Consider the following 23,484-nt stretch of genomic DNA (forward strand, 5'->3'; position numbering starts at 1 on the left):
ATTTGATTCGGATACCGCGATGTTTTCGCATTTCTTCATTGATCGCCCCATCTTCGCCACCGTGTTATCGGTTGTGATCGTCATTGTGGGCGGGGTGTCTTACCTGAGTTTGCCAGTTGCGCAATATCCTGAGGTCGCGCCGCCGACAATTCAAGTGACAACCAGTTATCCAGGCGCGAATGCTGAAACGGTTGCCGAGACGGTGGCCACACCGATTGAGAACGAAATCAACGGCGTGGAAAACATGATTTACATGTCGTCCCGCTCAACCAACGACGGGCAATTGACGCTTGACGTTACGTTTGCACTAGGCACCGACATCGACATGGCACAAGTCTTTGTGCAGAATCGCGTCGCAATCGCTATGCCGAAGCTCCCGGAGGAAGTCAGCCGGCAAGGCGTGACCACCAAAAAACGTTCTCCCAGTATCCTAATGATGGTAAACATCATCTCGCCGGAGAACACGCATGATTCATTGTTCTTGAGCAACTTTGTCACAACGAAAGTCAAGGACGATATCGCCCGTGTCAAGGGAGTCGGCGATGTCGCGATTTGGGGTGCCCGCGACTTCAGTATGCGACTTTGGCTCGACCCGCAGAAGCTGTCCGCCCGCGACATGACCGCTGGGGACGTGATGGCCGCAGTGCGTGAACAAAACGTACAAGTCGCAGCCGGTCGTCTTGGTTCACCCCCGGTGGGCAACAACAACGTTGGTTTCCAATACACGTTGAACAGCCAAGGCCGGTTGGTGGAAGAAGAGGAATTCGCCAACATTATCGTTCGCACTGGCGAAGATGGACGACTCACTCGCTTAAAAGACGTGGGCCGCGTCGAGTTGGGCGCCAAGTCCTACGACATGGAAAGTTCATACAACGGCAAGTCGGGGGTCACATTGCCGTCGATCACGCTAGCTGTGTTTCAACTGCCTGGTTCCAACGCGTTGGAAACTGCTCAGGCTGTCCGAGCGACAATGGAGGATCTGAAGAACACAGGCCGTTTCCCGAATGGCGTCGAGTACCGTATCGATTACGATACGACTGTATTCATCGATCAATCGATCAAGGACGTGTATGTTACCCTGTTGCAGGCATTGGGCCTGGTATTTGTTGTTGTCCTGATTTTCTTACAATCGTGGCGGGCAACGATCATTCCTATGGTTGCGGTGCCGGTTTCACTGATCGGAGCATTCGGCGGCATGGCGATGTTCGGTTTTTCGCTGAACAATTTGTCGTTATTCGGATTGGTGTTAGCGATCGGCGTTGTCGTCGACGACGCTATCGTGATTGTTGAAGCAGTCGAGTCACATCTCGCCTCTGGGTTATCGCAACGGGACGCTGCCCGGAAAGCGATGACGGAACTCGTTGGACCGGTCATCGCTACGTCGTTAGTACTGCTGGCGGTTTTCGTGCCGACTGGGTTCATGGCGGGCATCACGGGAGAATTCTATAAGCAATTCGCGTTGACGATCGCGGCGGCGGTCGCCATTTCGACCTTTAACGCGCTCACGCTTAGCCCGGCATTGTGCGCGCTTCTGCTTAAGCCTCCCACGGCCAAGAAGGACCCTGCTGAACTGTTTATGGAAGTCGCTTTCGGCTGGTGGTTGTTCAAAGGTTTTAATTGGGCGATGGACAAGTCTAAAAACGGATACGCTCGGAGCGTGTATTGGATTGTCCGCGGGGCCTTATTTACGCTATTGCTTTACGGCGGCTTGCTGGGACTAACCTATTACGGTTTCATGACGGTACCGCAAGGATTTATTCCGCAACAGGACAAAGGGTATTTGGTCGTCAACGCACAACTTCCCGACGCCGCCAGTTTGGAGCGGACTGACGATGTGGTACAAAAAATCATCGATATCGCCAAGGAAACGCCTGGTGTGAAAAGCGTTATTGGTGTGTCCGGTTATTCATTGTTAATTAGTTCCAACTTGTCGAATGCCGGTACGGCAATTTTGGTGTTGGACGACTTTGATAAACGGGCCGGAGTAGATCACCTCTATGCGGATGCAATTGCCGCAGATTTACGAAAACGGTTCAACGTGATTCAAGAGGCTAGCGTAGCAGCCTTTGGCGCGCCGCCGATCGACGGTTTAGGCAGCACCGGCGGATTCAAGTTGCAGGTCCGAGATATCGGTTCGTTGGGCCTTCTTGAGTTGCAAAAGGGAGTCGACCGACTGGCGAGTGCTGGCAATGCACAGCCCGGCCTAGTCGGACTATCTACCACATTCAGCGTTAGCCAACCTCAGCTATATCTGGATATCGATCGTACGAAAGCCAAAACACAAGGTGTTGCCCTAAATGACTTGTTTGAAACATTGCAGGTCTATTTAGGATCTGGTTATGCAAACGACTTCACCCGCGACAATCGCAACTGGCAGGTGAATGTCCAGGCTGATGCATCCTACCGCCTCACTCCACAAGATATTGGACGGCTGAGAGTGCGTAACGACAAAGGGGACATGGTTCCACTGTCGACCCTGGTTAAGATCGTCGATACGACCGGACCGGCCATCGTCAACCACTACCAGAGCTATCCGTCAGCGGAAATCAACGGCAACAACACGCCCGGTACCAGTTCCGGCGATGCGATCATGATTATGGAAGGATTGAAGACAAAAGAATTGGGGCCAGGGATGGACTTCTTGTGGACCGACCTCACCTATCAGCAAATCGAGGCCTCCAAGGACCTGATGACAAAACTCGTCTTCCCGTTGGCAGTGGTTTTCGTTTTCCTGGTGTTGGCAGCACAATATGAAAGCTGGTCGTTACCGTTAGCAGTGATTCTGATCGTGCCGATGTGCCTTTTCTGTTCTATTGCCGGCGTGTTGATCGCCAAGATGGACAGCAATATTTTCACGCAAATCGGCCAGGTACTGTTGGTCGGATTGTCGGCGAAAAACGCGATTTTGATTGTGGAATTCGCCCGTAACAAACAAGACGAGGGAATGTCGCGGATCGATGCGGTCGTCGAAGCTTGCCGGTTGCGGTTGCGGCCGATTCTGATGACCGCATTCTCGTCTGTGCTGGGATTTTTGCCGCTGATCTTGGCGACGGGCGCCGGAGCGGAAATGCGGATCGCATTGGGCGTAGGCGTGGTCGCGGGCATGTTGGGCGTCACGTTCTTCGGTCTATTCTTCACCCCCGTGTTCTATTCGGTGATTATGAAATTCACCGACCGCAACAAGACGCAGGACAGCGGCGGGGAGGCAAACGCCGAGACGTCCCCCAAACCGGCCGCATCTTAGCCCCGCGCGCGATCGGAAGGTCGATGATCCATGAGCGAGACAGAACCGTTGCGGGTCTTATTCGTATGCGTCGAAAATTCCAATCGCAGCCAAATGGCCGAAGCGTTCGCTCGCATGCATGGCGGCCCGCAAATCGAGGCGCATAGCGCCGGTTCGCGACCATCGGGAAAAGTAAATCCCAAAGCTGTCGCAGCGATGCGCGAATCGGGCTACGATTTGTCGAAACACGCCTCAGAATCACTCGATGCGGTGGCTGGACTGCGCTTCGCGGCGGCCGTCACTATGGGCTGCGGCGATGCCTGTCCGCATGTGGCGGCCGGGCGTCGCGAAGACTGGGACATCCCCGACCCCCGCGAGATGCCGCCCGAGGAGTTCCGTGAAGTCCGAGATCTGATTGAACAGAAGGTCAAGACGTTGTTGCAGACGGTGCATACCGGCGACAACCGCGATTCGGGACGTTGATCCTCATCGCGCGCTCGTTGTGCGTGGGTCTCGTGAGCGCGCATCCGCCCAACCGCAGGTCTCCCGAACGATCCGGCGCGGCTTTCAGGCGGTTTGCAACGCGCATTCAGTCGACGGCTTCGTCAGGCACCCCACTGTGTCAGGGGGCATTTGATGATGTATGCAACAACGGAATCGACGACCGGTTATTTCGGTGGTTTCACATCACTGTCGTACCTTTTGTTGATGTCGGCATAGATCTTGTCCACAACTTCGCAATACGGCACGCGTCCACCCCTGATAAAGTCAGAGAAGCCGATTTTCTGACTGGGGTCCGCAGGGAGTTTTTCGGTGACCGATGGTTGCGGCCAAATGTCTTCATCGATGACGGCCATCCGGACTCTGATGTCGTCACTTGTGACGTTGATGACCATGTAGTCGGTTGCTAACACGAAGGGGCCGTCATAAGTCTTGCGGACCATGCTTGTCACGGCTGGAAGCGTATCAAAGTCGTTGAAGACGTGATATCCGACCGCTAGGCGTGGCTTGGTCTCGCTCATCACCTTGCCGAACTGCGCCGGAGAAGTATGTACTTGAGTTCCCACATTCAGCGCATCAGATGCCGGCCATTTTTGTTTGTCGATGAGGACTGAGGGAGGGGCAAAACACTCGTGTATCGAAATGTCGCAACCTTTCGTATGCTCGATCCACCATTTGTTTGGGAACGTGTCACTCGTAAACGCAAATTTCAAATCATTCCATTCCAAAATGAAACTCACACAACCATCAATGGCATGAATCGCAGGAATGCTGCGGACAATTACTCCGTTTTCATTGTAAATGACTTCATTGACAGCCTTGTAGTCGAACTCATTGACTTCCAATTTTTGCCCGCGGGTGTTGACGTTTCCCATCCGTGAGGCGGTATCCCAGGCAAACATCTTCTGCATGTGATCGCAAGCATATTTCGTCCCGTACTCAGGCTTGGCGCCACTTGGTCCCCAGACACGCAAAGGACGTTGTCGGTTACCGATCACACCACCAATCCAGAGATCCCCCAGGTCACCGAAGTGATCTGAATGCAAATGTCCGATAAAGACTTTGTCGAGATAATCGTAGGGGATTTTTTGAGCGGAGAGTCGCTCCGCCGAACCACTGCCTATGTCAAAAATGAATTTGTCTCCATTACCTAGCTCAACCAGCCAGCAAGCCGCCGCCTGTTTAGGGCGTGTCCCCCAATAAGAATTACAGCGGTTGAGATGCCGGAGTAGGTTTTTTTTGACATGCCTCGTCCCCCTTCGCTTAATTCCAGGCGCGAATGATAGATGTGTTGATCGAAATGCCGTTTCGTAAATTTACTATAGCCAATTCGAAATCGCAATTTCCAAATGCTGTTTCTATCCATTGAACATCCCAGGAGCTCGTGGGAGCTTCGACAAGAGTCTATGATATTCGTGGGGAAGTTCAAATTGACGGTCGATGTGTTTCGATTCCCTACTCCAGGCCGCAAGGATACTGTACACTTCGTATTTGATAGCTCTTCTCCCGACCACTTTTCCGATGTTTCAACACACCGAAGCAGAGTCGGGTTGCATTGAGCCGAAATGAATCGTTGGTACGCGGTTGTTTTGGAGCGGCCTTTCCTGTTTTTTTGATCACCTTTGAGACCAGTCATTATGAAGAAAAACCCCGTCAAAGCAGCTCTGGCCGCCGGTAAGCCGCAGGTCGGGACTTGGTTGTCGTTCGGCGACCTGTTCGCCAGTCGGATTATGGCCCGTGCGGGTTTCCCCTGGCTGACATTGGACATGGAACATTCGCCGATCGACTGGAGCCAAGCCTCGGCCGTGTTCGGCGCGATCGCTGATGCCGGTTGCGTCCCGCTGGCCCGCGTACCTCGCGGCGATCATGACCTAATCAAACGCGTCCTGGACGGCGGTGCGCATGGCATTGTGGTGCCGATGGTCAATACGGTCGAACAGGCCAAAATCGCCATCGCGGCGACGAAGTACCCGCCCGTCGGCAATCGTTCCGTTGGCGGCGGATTGCATTCGATGAATTTCGATGCGACGCCGGGAGATTACTTCAAACACGCCAACGATGAAGTCCTGTGCATTCTGCAAACCGAATCCCCCGAGGGCGTGGAGAACGCCGAGGAAATCTATAGTCTACCGGGCGTTGACGCGATTTTTGTCGGTCCGCACGATTTGGCCTTCAACATGCGCTCTCCCGACGGCACCGATCCCACTCCCGAACAACACGAGGCGATGCTGCAGAGAATTTTGGCCATCGGCAAAAAAGTGGGCACACCGGTCGGCCTGCATGTGTTGAGTACCGACGATGTCACGCGCCGTATCGAGGAAGGCTGGCAATTCATCGCCCTCGCTAGCGAACTCAAATTCATGACGGTCGAAGCCCAACGCTGTGTATCAGCGCTCGGATTAAAGAAGGCGGCAGACTTGGCGCGGTACTAGGATTGAGGAAGACGTTGTAGCCGCGGAATGTCTGACCGCAATACGGCACGGGACGAACGACTATGAATGGCTCGGAAGCGATTTTGGAATTATTGGCCGATGCGGGGGTCAAGTATTTATTTGGCAATCCGGGCACAACGGAATTGCCGTTGTCCGATGCGCTCGTCGATCACCCGCGGATCAAATACATCCTGGGCTTACAGGAAGTCCCGGTGGTGGGGATTGCCGAAGGGTATGCGCAAGCCAGCCGATCGCCGGGTGTGGTGAATCTGCATATCAGTTGCGGTTTGGGAAACGGGATGGGCATGTTATACAACGCCTATCGCGCCGGCACCCCTTTGATCGTGACCGCCGGACAGCAGGATCGCCGACTAAAATTCCAGGAACCGATCCTCTGGTCCGATATGGTGAGCGTCGCCAAACCTTGGACGAAATGGGCCGTGGAGGTCGAACGCGCCGCCGACCTACCCAACGCGATTCGCCGGGCTGTGCAAACGGCGCTGATGCCCCCGACCGGACCGGTGTTTTTGTCGATTCCTGTGGACGTGCAGCGCGAAATTGCCGAATTCGACCTCACGCCGCCCCAACCGATCAACCCGCAAGTCCGTCCTCCGGCGGCAGAATTGCAGCGCGCCGCGGAATTGTTGTGCCATGCTAAAAACCCCGGCATTCTCGTCGGCAGCCGCGTAGTTGAAGCGGACGGCGTTGCCGAATTGGTGGAACTGGCCGAAACGCTCGGCGCTCCGGTCATTTCGGAATCGGGTACGACGCATGGACGGCTCAGTTTTCCCTGTACGCATCCACTCTCGGCGCCGGGATTGCCGTTGTGGGCACCCGAGATTGAGCAGCGCCTGAGTGAATTCGACGTGCTGTTCGTGGCGGGAACCGACGTTTTTCGGTTATATGTCTATTTCGAACCGGCGCGAGCATTGCCCGTGCATACGCGGCTGATTCATCTCGATCAGAATTATTGGGAATTGGGCAAAAATTATCCCACTGAAGTCGCATTGGCGGGTGATCCTAAAGTCGGTCTAGCTGAATTGGCGAAACTGGTTCGCAGCCGGCAGAGCGACGAACAGCAGACGGTCGTTCGTGGGCGGACCGCACTGCACAGCGAGGTGCATCAACAACTACGCAATGAACTTCAGACAACGATCACCTCGCAGCAAGACCAGCGCCCGTTGACCTCAGCAGTGATCATGCACAGCCTCGCGCGTGCTTTGCCGCCGAATGTGGCTGTAATTGAAGAAGCGGTCACGACCACGAACACGCATTTGGAGCGGTTGGGAGCCATTGCCGACCCGACCGGTTACTTTGGCCATCGCGGTTGGGCGTTGGGGTGGGGTTTGGGTTGCAGCATCGGCGTGAAATTGGCGTGGCCCAATCGCCCGGTGTTGGCGGTGTTGGGCGAAGGGGCATCGCTGTACGGGATTCAAGGACTGTGGACGGCGGCACGCTATCGGATTCCGGTGACCTTTGTGATCTGCAATAATGCGCAGTATCAGATTCTGAAGATCGGTGCCCAGGGAATGGATTTGCCGCAAGCCCAGGCGGGGCGATTTGAAGGGATGGACATTGCCGGTCCGGAAGTGGACATGGTGGCATTGGCCCAGTCTTTGGGCGTCCAGGCGGAGCGGATTACCGAGCCGGATGAACTGACGGAAAAAGTCCGCGCATCGCTGGCAGGCGACGTGCCGCGATTATTCGATGTGCCGATCGACCGACAAACTCCCGGGCGGCTGGGCTATTGATTTCTCATACGCTAAAATGCGGGTCATTGTATAAACTAACGAGACTGGTTGACGAGACGCTTGGTTGGAGACTGGGGTGGCAGAGGAAACAGGACGTACTTCGCAATCTGCCGAGGCAGGGGGGGATCCGCCGCAGCGGCCGACGCTGAATGTCATGAGTTTGAATATTGCTCATGGGCGGAAATTGGCGCGTCATCAGGTGTTATTGTCGCGGGCGACCATCGAAGAGAATCTGGCCGATATTGCTGCGGTGGTTCGCCGCGAAGAGGTGGATGTCGTCGCCTTGCAGGAGGCGGACGGACCGTCGTTTTGGAGCGGCAACTTCAATCACGTGGCTCGCGTGGGGCACCTGGGAGATTTGGAGTACCACTTCCGCGGTGGGCATTTGGCGATCCGTGCGCGGAATTCGCATCTGACCTACGGCACGGCACTGTTATCGCGCTGGCCGCTTTCGGCTACGAAGTCCCATGCATTTGCTCCTTCGCCGCCGACCCCCAAAAAAGGATTCGTCGTAGCCACAGTCACCGTCCCCGAATTCGGGTGCGACGTTGATATTGTTTCTGTGCATCTCGATTTTTTGAGTTTCCGGCAACGAACCCGGCAAATTCAAGAGTTGATCAACGTCGTCTCCGCACGTGGGAATCCGTTGATCATCCTGGGCGACATGAATTGCGGCTGGGGCCGACAGCGGAGTTCATTGCGGCAATTGGCCGACAATTTGGGACTGCACACGCACCACCCGACGGAGAAAATCGCCACCTTTCCCGCCCACCGACCACGTCGGCGGATTGATTGGATTTTCGTTTCTTCGGAATTCGAGATTATGGAATACCGTTCATTGCCCGATCAAGTCTCGGACCATCTGGGGATCTTCGCCAAGGTCGCCCTTGCGAAACCCGAGTAGCAGCGTCATTCGCCCGCTTGCGCACGGTCGATGCCTTCGGGCACCCACGCGAAGCGATATGCGTCGCCAAGGCGCAGACGCGTGATGTAGACGATCTGATGGGTATGGCCTACAAAGTGGCTGACGCAATCATAGATCACCGACAGCAGATTCGTATCGAACCCTTGTACCTTTCGCGCTTCGGTGAGCCGCCGTATGTCGAATTCGCTCAGCACCGCATCCGCATCCGCTACGGTCTGGCTGAGCCGCTCAAGCAACTCCGCTTTGGCCAACGGTTGTTGCTCGGCAAATTCCTGCGGGCGATTCCGCACATCCGCTTGTCCCCCCACACCGTGCATGATCCACTGTCGCACGTTTCCGCACAGATGCAGCACAATTGTTTGCACACTGTTGGCCGAGGGGAATGGCCGCCAATTGAGATCGTCGTCGGGTAATTGTTTCAGACAATGCACGATTTTTTGTTGGGCGGAATCCAACGTTTGTCGTGACTCTGCAATAAATGCGTCCGCCGCGGAATTACCCTGTGGTTGGATGTTGTGATTGGGCGTCGATTCGATTGGCATCAGTTGGCTCATCCATTAGCAAGCGGTGGAGAATGTGTTGAGGGCGAGTCCTTTACGCCAACAGCTTCTGCACCACGTTGCCCGCCACATCGGTCAAGCGGACGTCGCGTCCGCCGAATCTTACGGTCAACTTCAAATGATTGATGCCGAACAGGTGCAGCAATGTGGCGTGCAGGTCGTTGACTTCGACCGGATCTTCTTCGATGTTCCAGCCGACGTCGTCGGTGCGGCCGATGACTTGGCCCCCTTTGATGCCGCCGCCGGCCATGAACATACTAAAGGCAAAGGGGTGGTGGTCGCGGCCGGTATTGGAATCACGAGAACCGCCACGATTTTCGCCCAGCGGCGTGCGGCCGAACTCGCAGCCCCAGACAACCAACGTTTCGTCGAGCAGGCCCCGTTCCTTGAGATCCTTAATCAGTGCCGCCACCGGCTGATCGGCCATTTTGGCGTTGAATTCGATTTCCGTATCCAGGCTGCTGTGATGGTCCCAAGAGGCATGGATGATGTTTGTGAAGCGGACGCCCCGTTCGATCAATCGGCGAGCTAGTAGGCAATTTGTGGAAAAAGAATTGAAGGTTCCTTTTCCGCCGCCGCGACCCATTTTCATGCCTTCTTCCGTGCGGCCCACGCCATAGGCGTCGAGTGTCGCTTGAGTTTCGCCGGAGAGATCGATCAATTCCGGCGCCGCCGTCTGCATGCGGTACGCCAATTCGTAGGAAGCAATCCGGCTGGCGATTTCGGGATCGTGGATCCGTTCGTAGCGAGACTGGTTCAAGCTGGTCAGCGCTTCCAGTCCTGTTTTCTGCATCTGCGTACTCACGCCGGCGGGGTTGTTGAGATTCAACACCGGTTCGCCCTTGTTGCGAAACAACACGCCCTGATAGGTCGAAGGCAAAAAACCGCTCGTCCAATTCGTTGCGCCGCCGCTGGCTCCACGCCCGGAGGTCAACACCACGTATCCGGGTAAGTCGCGCGATGCGGTCCCCAGACCGTAATTTAACCAGGAACCGACCGAGGGAAAGCCAAACCGCGGCACGCCGCTGGTCATCAGCAGTTGGCCGGGGTGGTGATTGAACTGTGTAGACCGCATGGAGCGAATCAGTGCGATGTCATCGGCGCAGGTGCCGATGTTGGGGAGCACATCCGAGAGTTCCATGCCGCATTCCCCATGCGGCGTAAACTTGCGTTTACTGCCGATCAGCACGGCCGATTCTTTTTTGATGAAGGCGAAGCGGACGCTTTTGGTCAGCGACTCGGGGAGCGGCTTGCCATGCAATTCCTTGAGCTTGGGCTTGGGATCGAACAAATCCAACTGGCTTGGCGCACCCGCCATGAAGATGAAAATGCAGTTCTTCGCTTTGGGGGCAAAATGCGGCGCCTTGGGGGCCAGAGGATCGGTCGTCGTCGAATCCGCGGCGAGCAACCCTTCTTGCTGCAGCAGCGATGTGAGCGCCAACGTCCCCAATCCGCTCGCGGATGTGGCGAGGAAATCGCGGCGTGTCTTTGCAATATGTTGCTCAAGCGGGTCCATACGGTTACTCCCGTGTGACGAATTCATCGAGATTCATAATAATACGCGCAACGGCGACCGATGCGGCGGTATCGGCACGATGCTCCGCCGGTAATTTCCTGTTGCCGATCAACTGCGCCCCCGCCTCAACGTCTTGTTTGACGTGAACCAGCATTTCATCATACAGCGTTTCGAGTTGATCAAACTCATCCGCTGTCGGCCGCCGCGCCATGCACAATTGAAAAGCATATTGCAAACGGGCGGTTTTGTCCGCGGGGTGTATCGACATCATCCGCTGCCCCATGCTCTGCGCGGTTTCGAAAAAGACGGGGTCGTTTAATAATGTCAGCGATTGTAGCGGTGTGTTGGAGCGTTCCCGTTTCGTACAGGTTGAATTGGAATCGGGGGCATCAAAGGTGGCCAACATTGGATAGGGGACGGTCCGCTGAAAGAAGATGTACAGTCCGCGACGGTAGCGATCCTGCCCGCTGCTTTCTTTCCATTTCACGCTCCCCGCATAGCCGAGTGCGGCCACATCGGCCGGCAGCGGAGGTTTGACACTCGGCCCGCCGATGGTGCGACTGAGCAATCCGCTGGCAGCCAAGAACGAGTCGCGAATCACTTCGGCTTCTAAGCGATAGCGGTTCTGGCTCGCAAACCAGGAATTGGCCGGATCGCGGCCCACCAGTTCGGGGCGATAAGCCGACGACTGCCGATACGTGGCGGAGTGGACGATTGCGCGGATCATTTGTTTGCGGCTCCAACCTTGGGCGATCATTTCGCTCGCCAACCAATCGAGCAGTTGCGGGTGAGACGGCAAATCGCCGCGCAAACCAAAGTCATCTTCGGTCGGCACAATGGCCCGGCCCATCAGGTGTTTCCAAATGCGGTTGACGGTCACGCGGGCGGTGAGTGGGTTGTCCGGCGACATCAGCCAGCGCGCCAATACAAGCCGGTCGGGGGATTGATCGTCGGCCGATTCCAATTCATGCAAGAACGAAGGGGTGTGATGCGAAATTTCATCCCCCTTCCGTAGGAAATCGCCGCGAATCAATAGGTGATTCTTGCGCGGTTCTTTGGTCAGCGAAATCGTTTGTGCCAGCGTCGGCGGATAGGGTGGTTCCTGGGCGGCCTGTGCTTTGACGGCAGCGGTCAACTTCACGAATTCGGGATCGACTCCACGGTAGTAGGTGTCGATCATTTTTTGCTGTTCCACAGTCCGCCGGTCAGCGGCAACGGTGAGCACATCGAGAATTTCGTCGGGAATCAACCGAGCAACCTGCGCCGGTTCGACATCGGTCGCCACAATACGGATACGACCGAGCGTAGCTTTATTGCCACCCAGTTGCCGCAGCGTGACAGTTAAGGTAACGTCGCCCTCGAATCCGATGGCGTCTTTGACTGCGAAATGGGCAACGTGCCGCTTCGTTTTTTGATCCCCACCCAGGGACCAACCGGTGTCGTCCTTGCCGTCAATGGCGGCGGCAATCGGTGATTTTTTATCAGCGTTGCTAGCAGACGGGTTGTGAAGCGTCAACGGTTTTGCCTGTGTCGGATCACCGGTGGGGGCAACCGTGGCGGTGATCTCCGAGAGCACAAATGTGCCGGCATCACTACGTCCGAAGCCCGCTTTGGGCAGGCTGTCGTCGGCAAAGACTTCTAAACGCAAGCCGGTGACTCGTTTTTGTTTGGTGTTGAGCACGACCGTGTAGACATCTTTGACAGAGTTCACACCCGAAGCGAGGAGCGACTTGTCCGCTTGCGGGGAAAGCGTGCCGCCGCCAGCCGATGCGAAGCTAACGGGCTGGATTAAGGTCCAGCCGAGCGGACCGGTTGCGGAGGCGAGTTGTTGTTCCCACGCCGCTTGGTTTTGAGGAAGTTGCTGCTTCTTAAATTCCGCAACCGCCTGTCTGAGTGGGGCCATTTCCGCATCGAATTTGGCCTTTGCTTCGTTATACGCGGTCAATTCCGCCGGGAGCGGCGCGGTGATGTTCTCTTCTTTGTCGCTGTTGTAAAACGCGAACAGTCCGTAGTACTCGCGTTGCAACAGCGGGTCGTATTTGTGGGAGTGGCACTGCGCGCAACCGACGGTCATACCCAACCAGACGGTTCCGGTGGTATTGACGCGGTCTGTAACCTGCTTAACGCGGTCCTCTTCTTTATCGGTGCCCCCTTCGGTATTCGTCAGGGTGTTGCGATGAAACCCCGTCGCGATTCTTTGATCGAGCGTAGCATTGGGAAGTAAATCACCTGCGAGTTGCTCCGTCGTGAATTGATCAAACGGCATGTCTGCGTTGATGGCATCGATGACCCAATTGCGGTAACGCCAAGCCCAGGGGCGCGGGCGGTCTTTTTCATACCCATCGCTATCGGCATAGCGCGCCAGATCGAGCCAGTGTCGGCCCCAACGTTCGCCAAAATGCTTGGAGGCGAGTAACCGTTCGACCAATTGTTCATAGGCATCGGGGCGTTCATCGTAAACGAAGGCCTCGACCTCAGCGGGGGTGGGTGGCAGTCCCAGCAAATCGAGACTCAATCGGCGGATCAATGTCGGCCGGCTTGCTTCGGGTGACGGTGCGACGTCTTCTGCTTCGAGTTTGCGCAAAATGAACGCGTCAATTGCATTACGCACCCACAGATTGTTTTTGACCTGTGGCGGATCGGGGTGGGTGATCGGTTGAAAGGACCAGTGTTCGGTGCGGGGATCCCCCCCTTCGGGAACGGCCACACTATCGGGCCAGTTTGCCCCTTGATCGATCCATGCTCTGAGCAAACCGACTTGCTCAGCTGTCAGCGGATCGCTCACATCTTCGGGGGGCATGAGTTTGTCGGGAGTCGCACCGGCGACAAATTGGATCAGCAAGCTTTCCGCACTTTTGCCTTTGCGGATCACTTGCCCCGTGTCGCCGCCATTCAGCGCATCTTTACGTGCGTCTAAACGCAGCCCTCCTTCGTGTTCCCCCCCACCGTGGCAGTCGTAACACGACTCGGCAAAGATCGGTTGGATGTCCTTGATGAAGTCAATCGGCCGCTCGGCGGCGGGCGGTAACTTGATCGCCGGTGACGCCGGAGCATCATCGTCGCCACGCAAAGTCGCACCGCTGGCCACAACGGCCAATAGGCAAAACAAGGAACACCGACGCGTGCGGAACGGCATCGCGGAGAGCCTCGAAAAAGGGCAGAGAAAACATGAGAATCGGCGGGGATTTTCGGTGGTGCGCGCAGCACGACCGTCTAATTAACCTATCAATAGTCAAACATATGACTGTACCAATGTCAAGGATTGCCCTGGGCTCTTGGGTCGGCTTGAGGCGTGAGGTAACAGGCTTGAGGGGTGAGCGGATCAGTCAGGACTTGGACAACACAAATTGCCTCAAGCCTGTCCTCTCCAGCCTCGAAACTTCTTAATCCTTCGCGTTTGAATTTCGCAACAACTGCGGCGGAAACTTCGCCGGTGAGGAGCCGCTACGACGACGCAGATTTTGTCCCATCCGTCGTTTGTGGCTGAAGGGCACGCGGTTGGCATCGGCTTTGACAAGGATTTCGTGCAGTTCGGAACGCATCTGCTTAATACGTTTTTGCTGGGCCGGATCGAAAATCAAATTGTGCTGCTCCAGCGGATCGGTTTGCAGGTCGTACAACTCATCAATATCCCAAATGCCATGGTATTGGATGAACTTGTACCGCTGTGACCGCAGTGCGAACGTTGTGGGCGTTTGCGGAAAGTTGTACTCCCAATAATATTCGTAGAGCAGGTTCTTGCGCCACTGGGCTGCATCCTCTTTACCGGCTGCCAGATCGAGAAAGCTTTGCCCATCCATATTGGCCGGCGGTTTCAAGTCCGCAGCGGCCAGGCAGGTGGGACCGATGTCGATGTTGGCGACGACCTCTTTGACAACCGTGCCCGGTTTCCACAACGGCGGGCAGACCCCCACCAACGGAACCCGCATCGAAGCTTCGTAGGCGGTCCGTTTGTCGATTAAACCATGTTCGCCCCATTGAAACCCGTTGTCTCCCATGTACATCACGAGCGTGTTCTCAGCCAGATCGTTGTCCGCCAGCCACTTTCGCACGCGGGCGATCGAATCGTCGACGCTGAGCAGCGCCTCGCAATACAACCGGTAATGCTCTTCGATATCGGTGTCCTGATGATAGGCGAAATCGACGCCGTGCCAACTGTTGCGTTGGTTTTTAAGCCACAGCGGTTTGCCTTCGTAGTTTTCCGAAGTATCGGCCATCGTCTCGGGGACCGGCATCGATTTATCTTTGTAGCGCCCCGCATGTCGCTCGGCCGGGTGAAACATGCCATGCACCCCTTTGTGCGACAGATACATGAAGAACGGCTTGTCCTGTCCTTTAATACCGTTGAGCCAATCGAGGGCATAGTCGGTCAGTTCGTCGGTGATGTAGCCTTTTTGTAGTACCGATTCGCCGTCGACGTTCAAATTCCATTGCTTCAGATGTTTTGGCGGATAGTAATGTCCTTGCCCGCGAAAACTAACCCAACGATCAAACCCCGGTCGCGGCGCATCGGAATGTCCGCCCATGTGCCATTTGCCGAAGTATCCGGTGTTGTAACCCGCTGCCTGCAAATATTGCGGAAAGAAAATCGTTCCTGGCTTGGTCAGCACATTGTTATCGACCACGCCGTGGTTGTGCATGTATTGCCCAGTCAAAATCGACGCCCGACTGGGGGAGCACAACGACGTCGTCACCATCGCGTTTTTAAAATAGACCCCGTCCCGCGCGAGCGCATCCATCGCCGGGGTCTCGACAAACGGGTGCCCCAAAAAACTCATCACGTCGTAGCGGTGATCGTCGGAGAGGATGAACACAATATTCAGCGGCTTCGCCCCGTCGGCTTTCGCCAACTGCAAATCGTCCGCCGCTTGCAGCGTCGTTGCTGAGATCAAGGCCACAACCGCCAATACACCGATGCAATACCGCATTGAATACTCCCATCCCGTAGGGCCGGTTGTACCGGCCGAAATTCATGATCCTCATCCAAAATCAGCATCGGCCGGCACAGCCGGCCCTACTTGACTTAAAAAAAAACCGTCAGTCCGAACGTTGAGTATAACGCGCTGCGAACGTGAATGTCATGCGCAGGCAAGCGGCGTGTTGGGCTTGTTCGGCGATTGGGTCCGGTTAGAATTGAATGCACGTACCCGTTGGCAGTGCAGAATGCATGCGGCATGCGTATTGGCCCCGCTTTCGCTCTGTTCAGGTGGCTAGGCAAATGATCCCCTCATCGCGCACGCCCAAAGGCACGCCCAACCGTTGCCCGCTCTGTGGCAATGAAGTGCAGATCGATCTTTCAACGTTTCCCACGGACGATGCGCCTTGCCCGCATTGCGGCCATCTGCTCTGGTCTGCGAATACCGTTGAGGACCATCGAAGTGAATTCCAAAAACTGCTTGCGCAAGGTCTCGAGGAACTCATCGTCAAGAACACCGCCCAGCAGCAGTGGGGGCTGGGGGCGATTTCTAGTTGGGATTTGGACCAAGAATCCGGCAAAATCGTTTTTTACTTTGCCGATGGATTCAAGGCTGTAGCACCAGTGCAAATCATTGGCTCGCTAAACTCCGACAAACAGAGTTGGCTGTGGGCGTGGGCCAACCCATCGATTCTCGACCCTTTGAAGCAACAGGCGGAGGATCTAAAAAGCTATGGGGAACTTCACAAAATCCCCCGACTCACGGCACCGGTCTGGTCAGGAACCAACGAACTCGCCTGGGCGATGGCGGCATTGGCCGCAAAACACTGCGGAGCGACCGGTGCATATCGTGCTGAGACCGATAAGGGGCACCTGTATATGACGTTCGGTGAAGTGGAGGTCGTCGCACTGTAGCGGTTGGGTACTCGCCTTGCCGTTTTTTGATGTTGTGTTCAATGTAATACACGGCAGGCGGGAGCCTGCCCTACATTTGCTTGAGATTGACGACCACATTCGAGCCAAATACCCTCAAAGTGTATTGCTGAGAGACAAACAAGTTAGCTGCTATAGAATAAGACCGATGGCAAATTATCTTTGCATCTTGCCTGCCCCAGACTCGCACATCAAGTTTATCTATGCGCATCCACAATCGCTCTCAGCGTATCTTGATGGCGAACAGCCTGACCTTAAGGATTTACCACCGAAACCAACCTTGTGGCAGAAACTCACAGGACGATTGCCGGAAGCGCCACCACCGCCTGAAACGCCTGAGGGTTGGCCTACTGTAGAATGTGTGCCCGTTGGGGACGCCGTAAATCACCGAAACGTCGATCTGTTCCATCGGATTCTCAATGGGACCGATGAACTTGTCACTGGCGGCGGTTCGTTATTTCAAACGTGGTTCGAGTCCGGAGACGCACTAAAACACTCGGCTATCGATCTAACGCGCGCGAACGAAGATTATGCGTTTATGAGTGATCAAGTGGCCGATATTGCCGAGCAACTCTCGCGAATCGATCTAGAAATGGTGCGGACTGGTTTCCAGCAGTGGCTCACTCAACAAGGAAAAATGTACGAAGTCTCGGATGATGAATGCGTCGATATACTGGAAGAATTCGAGCGATTTGCCGATTGTGCGAAGGAGGCCGTTCAACAGTCAAAGGGTCTCATGGTAATCAAATGTTAAAATAAACCGAATCAGAGCGACGATTCCGGTTGAAGATGCGCAACCGACAACATCATTTTCCGTGCTACTAACTGCGAAGCCGCCGGGGGATATCGCGCTGAGACCGATAAGGTTCACCTGTACCTGACATTCGGTGAAGTGGAGGTCATCGCGCCGTAGCGGCGGGGTCCCCCTACCAGGAAATCCAATCGGGTTCCGTTGTTTCAATCTGAGAATGAAAACACTCCCAATGCACCCACACCGACATCAAGTAACGCATCGGCTTATGCCCCGAGGGTTCATATTCTGGACATAAAAACACACTATATCGATCAGGAATAATTGTTATCCGCCCACAGACCACGCATTCATCAGGGGGAGTTGGTACATAACGAGAGAGTTGGGTCCGCCAACAGATTGTGCATCGGACCGGGGGAAAACCGACGTCGTCTATTGGAATCTGCGGTGCATTTCGAAGAATTCGGAGTGTCACATTATAACCCCCGCATTTTTAAGACCAAACCACGCCACGTACGTCCACATACCGTCGGGTTGGAACATGTGACAGACAACAACATTTTCCGTGTTTCACCCGTGCTGTTAACACCTCAAAGTTTCGTCGGTTGTGCAGATCCTCACCCTCAGAAAGGAACCACGAAAGCAACGAAACACACGAAATCGATAACAGAAATGACAGTAGACGAAAAGAATAGCCACAGAGACCACCGAGTTCACAGAGAAAATCTTTAAACCGTGATGACCGCTTCATTCAGTTTTTCTCGGTGGCCTCTGTGACCTCTGTGGCTATTTGTTTTCATGTCGTGATTGCGGCCCAGCTGCGCTAAGTTCATCCGTGGCGAACTCAATCACGAACCGTCACGCCTCTTCCACAATCCGGTCGTTCTTCTGCCGCCTAGCTGACACCAAACCCCATAGCGACGCCACGGTCAAACAACTCACGAACAAGGCAAAGATCAATCCGCTGTGCGTGCGGCCGTCCCATTGGCTGCGGTCACGGACGAAATCGATCATTGCTGCGAATTGCGGGGGCCATTGGAGCAAATAGTTCCACGGCCAGCCGAAATGAAAGAACGCACAGTTGAGTCCGTAAAACAGCCACGAAGTGACCAACAGTCCCCACGCCGCCATCGCTCGCACCGATTGGTGGCGTAATTGGCCCCAAATCAAAAACGCCGCCGCGATCGTGGCAATGCCGATCGGTATGGCCATCAGCACCAGCGCCCCGAATCCCACGGAAATAGTTGGCTCTCCCGCATAGGCCAACCCCCTCATCGTTTTACCGGCGATGGGTATTGTGAGCACCGGGAGCGTCATCAGGTAGGGCCAGTACCGTCCGCCGACAATGCCGATCAGCGGAATCGTCGACATCACCAATCCCCATTGGATATAGATTTGGCTCAGCCAGAAAATCTGCTTCGGCAGCGGCCAAAACTCCGCCGCGACGAGCAGGATGATATGAATCACACACAATGTGATTTCCCACGGCGGCGCGATGGTCACTTCGTCAGATTGTGGACCGGAGGAAATCAAATGTCGATTCGACCAGACGCCGACCGCTAGGATGGTGCTGAAGATCAACCCGAACGAGGTCTCCATCATGTTCCACCAATTGACGTGCATTGTGCTCCAAAACTCGGTTTGGAAGGTTTCGGGATTCCACGCGTGGTAAGCTTGCACGCATTGCCCACCGGAAAACCCCAGACCCCCGGCGACAAAACCGATCAGCGCCAAATTGCGCGCCAATTTGTCGTGGCGAACAAAGCTGACATAAGCGGTCAGCCCGATCCAAGCGAACAACAGTCCGCCCCACATTTCAAAGCGGGGCTTGAGCGGTTGATAACCGGCCGGCGGAACTTCCGGTTCCGGTTCAAAGAACCAACTATCAGAAAAATAGAGCGCAGGTAATTGTTTCGTCGCCGGATCAAACGGCGTATTCAACACCCAGATGCCCAAAAACATCAGGCAGATCAACGCCGGCATCAGTAGACCGATTTCCCACCAGCGGTAGCGCTTGCCGCCCAGTCCCATACCAAAAAACGTGGCGGCAAAGGCGATCCAAATGCCCCCTTTGATGAATAGTCCGACTAATCCCCACCGCAGTGCCCCCCAATGGCCAACGAGCGGGCCATCGTGTGTGAGTCCCACAGTTTGGCCATAAGTCATCGAACCACCGATGCCGACAGCGACCGTCATCATGGCGACCGCGCGTGCACCGGTAAGGTTTGTGATATGCGGAACAAAAAACAGAATCAACGTAAAGCCGACCAGCGCGCCGGCAATCATTGCTCCCGATTCATGTCCGTACTGCCCACGAATCCCCCAGGCCATCCCCCCCGCCATCGCAGTACAAAGGACGCCCAGCAGGCCTACCGGGATTGAGAGGGGTGGCGCCGGCAGTTGGGATTGCGACTGACTGGCTGAGAGAGTTCCGTGTGACATAGTACGTCATGCTCCGTGATAAAGGAATCGCCGGAACGCTACTGGGCCGTCCACCACAAATCGGCGAGACCCACGACCAACAACCCCATGCTGATGATGATGTTGACTTGGAAAAAAGCGATGTTCACCCGCGTCAAATCATCGGGGCGGACCAGCCAATGTTCATAGGCCAACAAGACGGCAACCAGGCAGGCTCCGAGAAAAAACACCGGCCCCAATGCGGCAACGTACCATAGACCGAACAGGCAGACCACCATCAGCACATGGCTGAGCATCGCCAGCCGCAGTGCCGTTGGAATTCCCAACCGTGCGGGAAGGCTGTGCAAACGTCGGTCGCGATCGAAGTCGGTATCCTGGCAAGCGTAGATAATGTCGAATCCGCCGACCCAGAAAAACACGACCAGTCCCAACAGCACCGGCGGCCATTCCACATTGCCGCGAATGGCGATCCAAGCAGCAATCGGCGAAAGCATCAATGCAGCGGACAACCAGTAGTGGCACCAAGCGGTGAAGCGTTTCGCATACGAGTAGCCGCACAAAAACGCCAACACCGGCAGCGAAAGAAATAGCGGCATACGGTTGGGCAAAAACAGCAGCGTCGAAGCCACAAACCCCGCGCCGCAAATGACCGTGAAAACAACTACAGTTGGCAACGACAATAATCCAGCCGGTAAGTGCCGACCGGCCGTGCGGGGATTCTCCGCATCGATTTTCCGGTCCGCCAGCCGATTGAACGCCATCGCCGCTGAACGCGCAAATACCATGCACAACAAAATGCCCGCTAGGTCCTGCCAGCGGAAGGGAATACCCTCTTGGCTGTTCTTCCACCACGCCATCCCCGCCGCCAACATCGCAAAGGGCAGCGCAAACAGCGTATGGCTGAAACGGATCATCTCCAGAAGTTGTCGAATGCGAGTGGGCATATCAGTACGTCGAACACGGTGGCTGGTTATCAGAGGAACCGTGATTCTAACGTGCCAATTAACCGCGCGTCGACTCACCACGCAATTCTCACCCGCAACAGTGCCGTAGGGTGCGTCAAGACGTACCTTTCTAGGTAGGACGACAGATTCGCCAATCAAGTTTAGCGCTCTCTGCTGATCCCACAAAAGCACAACCGGTAAGCGATCGCTCACCGACGGGAGCTAGTACTCCAAGTCGCAATACGGCAATTGTTGATGGAATTGCTGGGCACCCATGGCTGTGATTTGTGTTTGGCCGGCATCGACAAATTGAAGCCGGTCCAACTGAGCGACAAGCGTTAAACCTTTGTCGCTGACGTTTGCACCGTTGAGCCACAAGTCCCGCAGGTTGGTCAATTTGCTGAGGTGCTTCAGACCGTCATCAGTGATGCCGTCATTTCCGGGCAGAACCAGCATTTCCAGGTCCGTCATCCCGGCGAGGTGCTTTAAGCCGCGGTCGGTGACATGTGTTTCATTGAGCCACAGGTCTTTGAGGGTGGTCAGTTTCTCGATGTGAGCCAATCCGGCATCGCTCACGCCATCGCAATGCGAGAGGACCAGGCTTTCCAATTGTTCTAAACCGCTCAAGGAACGCATCCCCGCATCGGTGATGTTGGTGGCCGTCAACCAGAGATGCTTCAGTTGTGTCAGACCTTGCAGCGACTCCAAGCCGGCGTCATTGATGTTCGGTCCGTAAATATAGAGCGTTTCCAAATGCTCCAATTTGCAGAGTTGTTTCAACGTGGCGTTGTTGGCACGCGAGGTCCGAAAATCGATTGCCACGATATGTCCGGCCGCGTTGAGCTTCACTTCGCCGTCCAGTGTATTGGGTTCGACTTTGGCCGCGGCAATCTGTTTTGGTTCATCCACGATGAGACGCCGGACAATACGATCGGCCGGGACGTCCTCGATCTGTGTATGCATGGTCGCGACGGGTAACTTCCACATCCGCAATGTATTGTCTCGACCGGTCGACGTCGCAAAACGTCCCCCCGGAGCAAACGCGACGCTGATCACATCCGATTCATGGCCGGCATAGGTGTGCAGTTCGGTGCCCGACTCCACATCCCACAACCGCACGCTTGCATCGGTGCTTCCCGACAGAATGTGCTGTCCGTCGGCTGAGAATGCCAACGTTAAGATCTTGGCTTCGTGTCCATCAAATTGCCGGATTTCACGGCCAGTGACCGCATCCCACAAGCGAATCACAGAATCATTCCCACCCGAAACAACAAAGCGTCCGTCGGGAGCAACCGCCGCACAGGTCATATCGGTTCCCGTGAGTTTGAAGCGGCCGATTTCGCCGACCGCTTCATCGGTCAGATCGGATTTCAAATTACGTGTTCCGGCGAATTCAAACAGCCGTGGCATTTCATCCGGATTTTGTAGTTCCCAATCAGCCGGTTCGGGAGTCGACGGCGCGGGCGGCGCGGGGGATTCTGATTTCGCCGGTTTCACCGTCAATTCACTCGACCCTTCGTCAGAGGTGAGCAGCACATTGTCGCCAGCAGAATCCGCCTTGCTGCCGCTCATGTGGCCGTCCAACGCTTCCTCATTGGCTTGAGCGGGGCCTTCCGAGTCATTTGCCAGGGCGATCAACTTGGCGTTGATCCAACCTTTGGTGCGTTTGCCATCTCGATCGACATACGTCCAAATCCAGTCGCCTTGGGTCGACACCACTTTGAGTTGTTGCCCTTTGGGGAGTTCGGCCAACACATCGTTGATCACTTTGAGCGGAGCTTTGTCCTTAGCGACAACCACTTGGTCGTTGGGCTTGAGATGTGCCAGATCTGCGACGAGGAACAGCTCTGCGATCCGGTGTTCGAGTGACGATCCCCGCAAACCCTTGGCGACGACGCGCAAGTTGCTGTCCAAAATATACGTCTGAGGAATGCCCGTCACTTGATACAGAGTAGTGACCGATTGTTGGGCCTGATCCGCATGATACACGTGCGGGTAGTTCAGCTCAGCTTGTTCGGCTGCGCGCGCTGCCGTGTCCCGGTCGGTATCGGAACAGACTCCGATAATCTGCAAGCCGCGATCTTTGTAATCCGCATTGAGTTTACGCAAGTGCGGGAATTCCGCCCGGCACGGTCCGCAATAAGAAGCCCAGAAATCGAGCAGAATGTACTTCGATTCGCCGGCGATTTTTTGGAGGTCGATGGTCTTGCCATCCAAGTCCGTCGCTGAGAATGTGGGAGCAATATTTCCCAATTCCAAGCCGGCTTGAATATCCACCTGCGCCGTGTCATCCGTCATGTCGGCGGGCTGGCTGTCAGCGGCAACGGCGAAGTGAGCCGATGTTGCATACGCGAGAATTGTGGAATAAACAAATAACCGGCTGACGATGCAGTAGGGGGACGTCTTGGACAAAGAGACTCTCCTTGTTAGTCTGGTGCTGAGAGCAAACTCTGCATTTGGCGGCTTGTGAACACTAAGGGTTTACAAACTTGCTTGAATACAAAATCTGTTCAGTGGGTCTGCCGTGACGCTCTGTCTTGATGTTCGCCAATAGCAACAACTTGAGCACAACAACGATCATTTTGGGGGCGTTCGATTCAGCAAACTTAGAA

15 protein-coding genes are annotated in these 23,484 nt (G+C 55.3%); 7 read left to right on the plus strand and 8 right to left on the minus strand.

Annotated features, from left to right (window positions below):
* The first annotated feature begins 19 nt into the window (after positions 1 to 19).
* Together CA54_RS17175 and CA54_RS17180 are read left to right on the plus strand one after the other, a co-directional pair.
* A complete protein-coding gene (locus CA54_RS17175; RefSeq protein ID WP_146372037.1) occupies positions 20 to 3,244 on the plus strand; it encodes an efflux RND transporter permease subunit in 3,225 nt (1,074 codons plus the stop codon).
* Positions 3,245 to 3,274: 30 nt separating this feature from the next.
* Entirely contained in the window at positions 3,275 to 3,706 is a 432-nt protein-coding gene (locus CA54_RS17180) for an arsenate reductase ArsC (RefSeq protein ID WP_146372038.1), read from the plus strand.
* A gap of 185 nt (positions 3,707 to 3,891) precedes the next feature.
* On the opposite strand, the gene gntH is transcribed toward CA54_RS17180, so the two are convergent.
* Positions 3,892 to 5,040 (minus strand): guanitoxin biosynthesis MBL fold metallo-hydrolase GntH, encoded by a 1,149-nt coding sequence (gene gntH / locus CA54_RS17185; RefSeq protein WP_146372039.1) that lies wholly within the window; start codon positions 5,038 to 5,040, stop codon positions 3,892 to 3,894.
* A 321-nt stretch (positions 5,041 to 5,361) separates the two neighbouring features.
* Here gntH and CA54_RS17190 point away from each other — a divergent pair, with 321 nt between their 5' ends.
* The 3 genes from CA54_RS17190 to CA54_RS17200 all read left to right on the plus strand — a co-directional run bounded on the left by CA54_RS17190 (position 5,362) and on the right by CA54_RS17200 (position 8,811).
* Positions 5,362 to 6,156: an HpcH/HpaI aldolase family protein gene (locus CA54_RS17190; protein WP_146372040.1), complete on the plus strand. Its 795-nt coding sequence runs from the start codon at positions 5,362 to 5,364 to the stop codon at positions 6,154 to 6,156.
* A 62-nt stretch (positions 6,157 to 6,218) separates the two neighbouring features.
* Positions 6,219 to 7,907, plus strand: coding sequence for a thiamine pyrophosphate-binding protein (locus tag CA54_RS17195; RefSeq protein WP_146372041.1), 1,689 nt, complete (start codon positions 6,219 to 6,221; stop codon positions 7,905 to 7,907).
* Positions 7,908 to 7,983: 76 nt separating this feature from the next.
* Entirely contained in the window at positions 7,984 to 8,811 is an 828-nt protein-coding gene (locus tag CA54_RS17200) for an endonuclease/exonuclease/phosphatase family protein (protein WP_146372042.1), read from the plus strand.
* A gap of 5 nt (positions 8,812 to 8,816) precedes the next feature.
* Here the strand turns inward: CA54_RS17200 and CA54_RS17205 are convergent, their stop codons facing one another.
* From CA54_RS17205 to CA54_RS17220, 4 genes are all read right to left on the minus strand, one after another.
* A complete protein-coding gene (locus CA54_RS17205) occupies positions 8,817 to 9,374 on the minus strand; it encodes a DinB family protein (protein WP_197532527.1) in 558 nt (185 codons plus the stop codon).
* Between the two features lie 52 nt (positions 9,375 to 9,426).
* Positions 9,427 to 10,935 carry a DUF1501 domain-containing protein gene (locus CA54_RS17210; RefSeq protein ID WP_231963093.1) on the minus strand — a complete coding sequence of 503 codons (1,509 nt, stop codon included), beginning with the start codon at positions 10,933 to 10,935 and terminating at the stop codon, positions 9,427 to 9,429.
* The gene (locus tag CA54_RS17215; RefSeq protein WP_146372044.1) at positions 10,913 to 14,044 is read right to left on the minus strand and encodes a PSD1 and planctomycete cytochrome C domain-containing protein; all 3,132 of its coding nucleotides are present in this window, start codon (positions 14,042 to 14,044) and stop codon (positions 10,913 to 10,915) included. Before CA54_RS17215 ends, CA54_RS17210 begins: the two co-directional genes overlap by 23 nt.
* A gap of 247 nt (positions 14,045 to 14,291) precedes the next feature.
* A complete protein-coding gene (locus tag CA54_RS17220) occupies positions 14,292 to 15,836 on the minus strand; it encodes a sulfatase family protein (RefSeq protein ID WP_146372045.1) in 1,545 nt (514 codons plus the stop codon).
* A 290-nt stretch (positions 15,837 to 16,126) separates the two neighbouring features.
* Here CA54_RS17220 and CA54_RS17225 point away from each other — a divergent pair, with 290 nt between their 5' ends.
* Together CA54_RS17225 and CA54_RS17230 are read left to right on the plus strand one after the other, a co-directional pair.
* Entirely contained in the window at positions 16,127 to 16,738 is a 612-nt protein-coding gene (locus CA54_RS17225; protein WP_146372046.1) for a DUF6882 domain-containing protein, read from the plus strand.
* A 16-nt stretch (positions 16,739 to 16,754) separates the two neighbouring features.
* Positions 16,755 to 17,510 carry a hypothetical protein gene (locus CA54_RS17230; RefSeq protein ID WP_146372047.1) on the plus strand — a complete coding sequence of 252 codons (756 nt, stop codon included), beginning with the start codon at positions 16,755 to 16,757 and terminating at the stop codon, positions 17,508 to 17,510.
* A gap of 855 nt (positions 17,511 to 18,365) precedes the next feature.
* Here CA54_RS17230 and CA54_RS17235 read toward each other — a convergent pair.
* The 3 genes from CA54_RS17235 to CA54_RS17245 form a co-directional block, all read right to left on the minus strand.
* Positions 18,366 to 19,949, minus strand: a complete 1,584-nt coding sequence (locus CA54_RS17235; protein ID WP_146372048.1) for a hypothetical protein — start codon at positions 19,947 to 19,949, stop codon at positions 18,366 to 18,368.
* 38 nt (positions 19,950 to 19,987) lie between these two features.
* On the minus strand, positions 19,988 to 20,872 hold the full coding sequence (locus tag CA54_RS17240; RefSeq protein WP_146372049.1) for a UbiA-like polyprenyltransferase: 885 nt from the start codon (positions 20,870 to 20,872) through the stop codon (positions 19,988 to 19,990).
* 222 nt (positions 20,873 to 21,094) lie between these two features.
* The gene (locus tag CA54_RS17245; protein WP_146372050.1) at positions 21,095 to 23,284 is read right to left on the minus strand and encodes a redoxin domain-containing protein; all 2,190 of its coding nucleotides are present in this window, start codon (positions 23,282 to 23,284) and stop codon (positions 21,095 to 21,097) included.
* Positions 23,285 to 23,484: the final 200 nt, after the last annotated feature.

Origin of the sequence: Symmachiella macrocystis (assembly GCF_007860075.1) — a bacterium.
GTDB lineage: Bacteria > Planctomycetota > Planctomycetia > Planctomycetales > Planctomycetaceae > Symmachiella > Symmachiella macrocystis.

Bases quoted from the DNA above. Each gene is read 5' to 3' on its own strand.
- CA54_RS17175 (WP_146372037.1), top strand. From the start codon at position 20: ATGTTTTCGCATTTCTTCATTGATCGCCCCATCTTCGCCACCGTGTTA.
- CA54_RS17180 (WP_146372038.1), top strand. From the start codon at position 3,275: ATGAGCGAGACAGAACCGTTGCGGGTCTTATTCGTATGCGTCGAAAAT.
- CA54_RS17190 (WP_146372040.1), top strand. From the start codon at position 5,362: ATGAAGAAAAACCCCGTCAAAGCAGCTCTGGCCGCCGGTAAGCCGCAG.
- CA54_RS17195 (WP_146372041.1), top strand. From the start codon at position 6,219: ATGAATGGCTCGGAAGCGATTTTGGAATTATTGGCCGATGCGGGGGTC.
- CA54_RS17205 (WP_197532527.1), bottom strand. From the start codon at position 9,374: ATGCCAATCGAATCGACGCCCAATCACAACATCCAACCACAGGGTAAT.
- CA54_RS17210 (WP_231963093.1), bottom strand. From the start codon at position 10,935: ATGAATTCGTCACACGGGAGTAACCGTATGGACCCGCTTGAGCAACAT.
- CA54_RS17215 (WP_146372044.1), bottom strand. From the start codon at position 14,044: ATGCCGTTCCGCACGCGTCGGTGTTCCTTGTTTTGCCTATTGGCCGTT.
- CA54_RS17220 (WP_146372045.1), bottom strand. From the start codon at position 15,836: ATGCGGTATTGCATCGGTGTATTGGCGGTTGTGGCCTTGATCTCAGCA.
- CA54_RS17225 (WP_146372046.1), top strand. From the start codon at position 16,127: ATGATCCCCTCATCGCGCACGCCCAAAGGCACGCCCAACCGTTGCCCG.
- CA54_RS17235 (WP_146372048.1), bottom strand. From the start codon at position 19,949: ATGTCACACGGAACTCTCTCAGCCAGTCAGTCGCAATCCCAACTGCCG.
- CA54_RS17240 (WP_146372049.1), bottom strand. From the start codon at position 20,872: ATGCCCACTCGCATTCGACAACTTCTGGAGATGATCCGTTTCAGCCAT.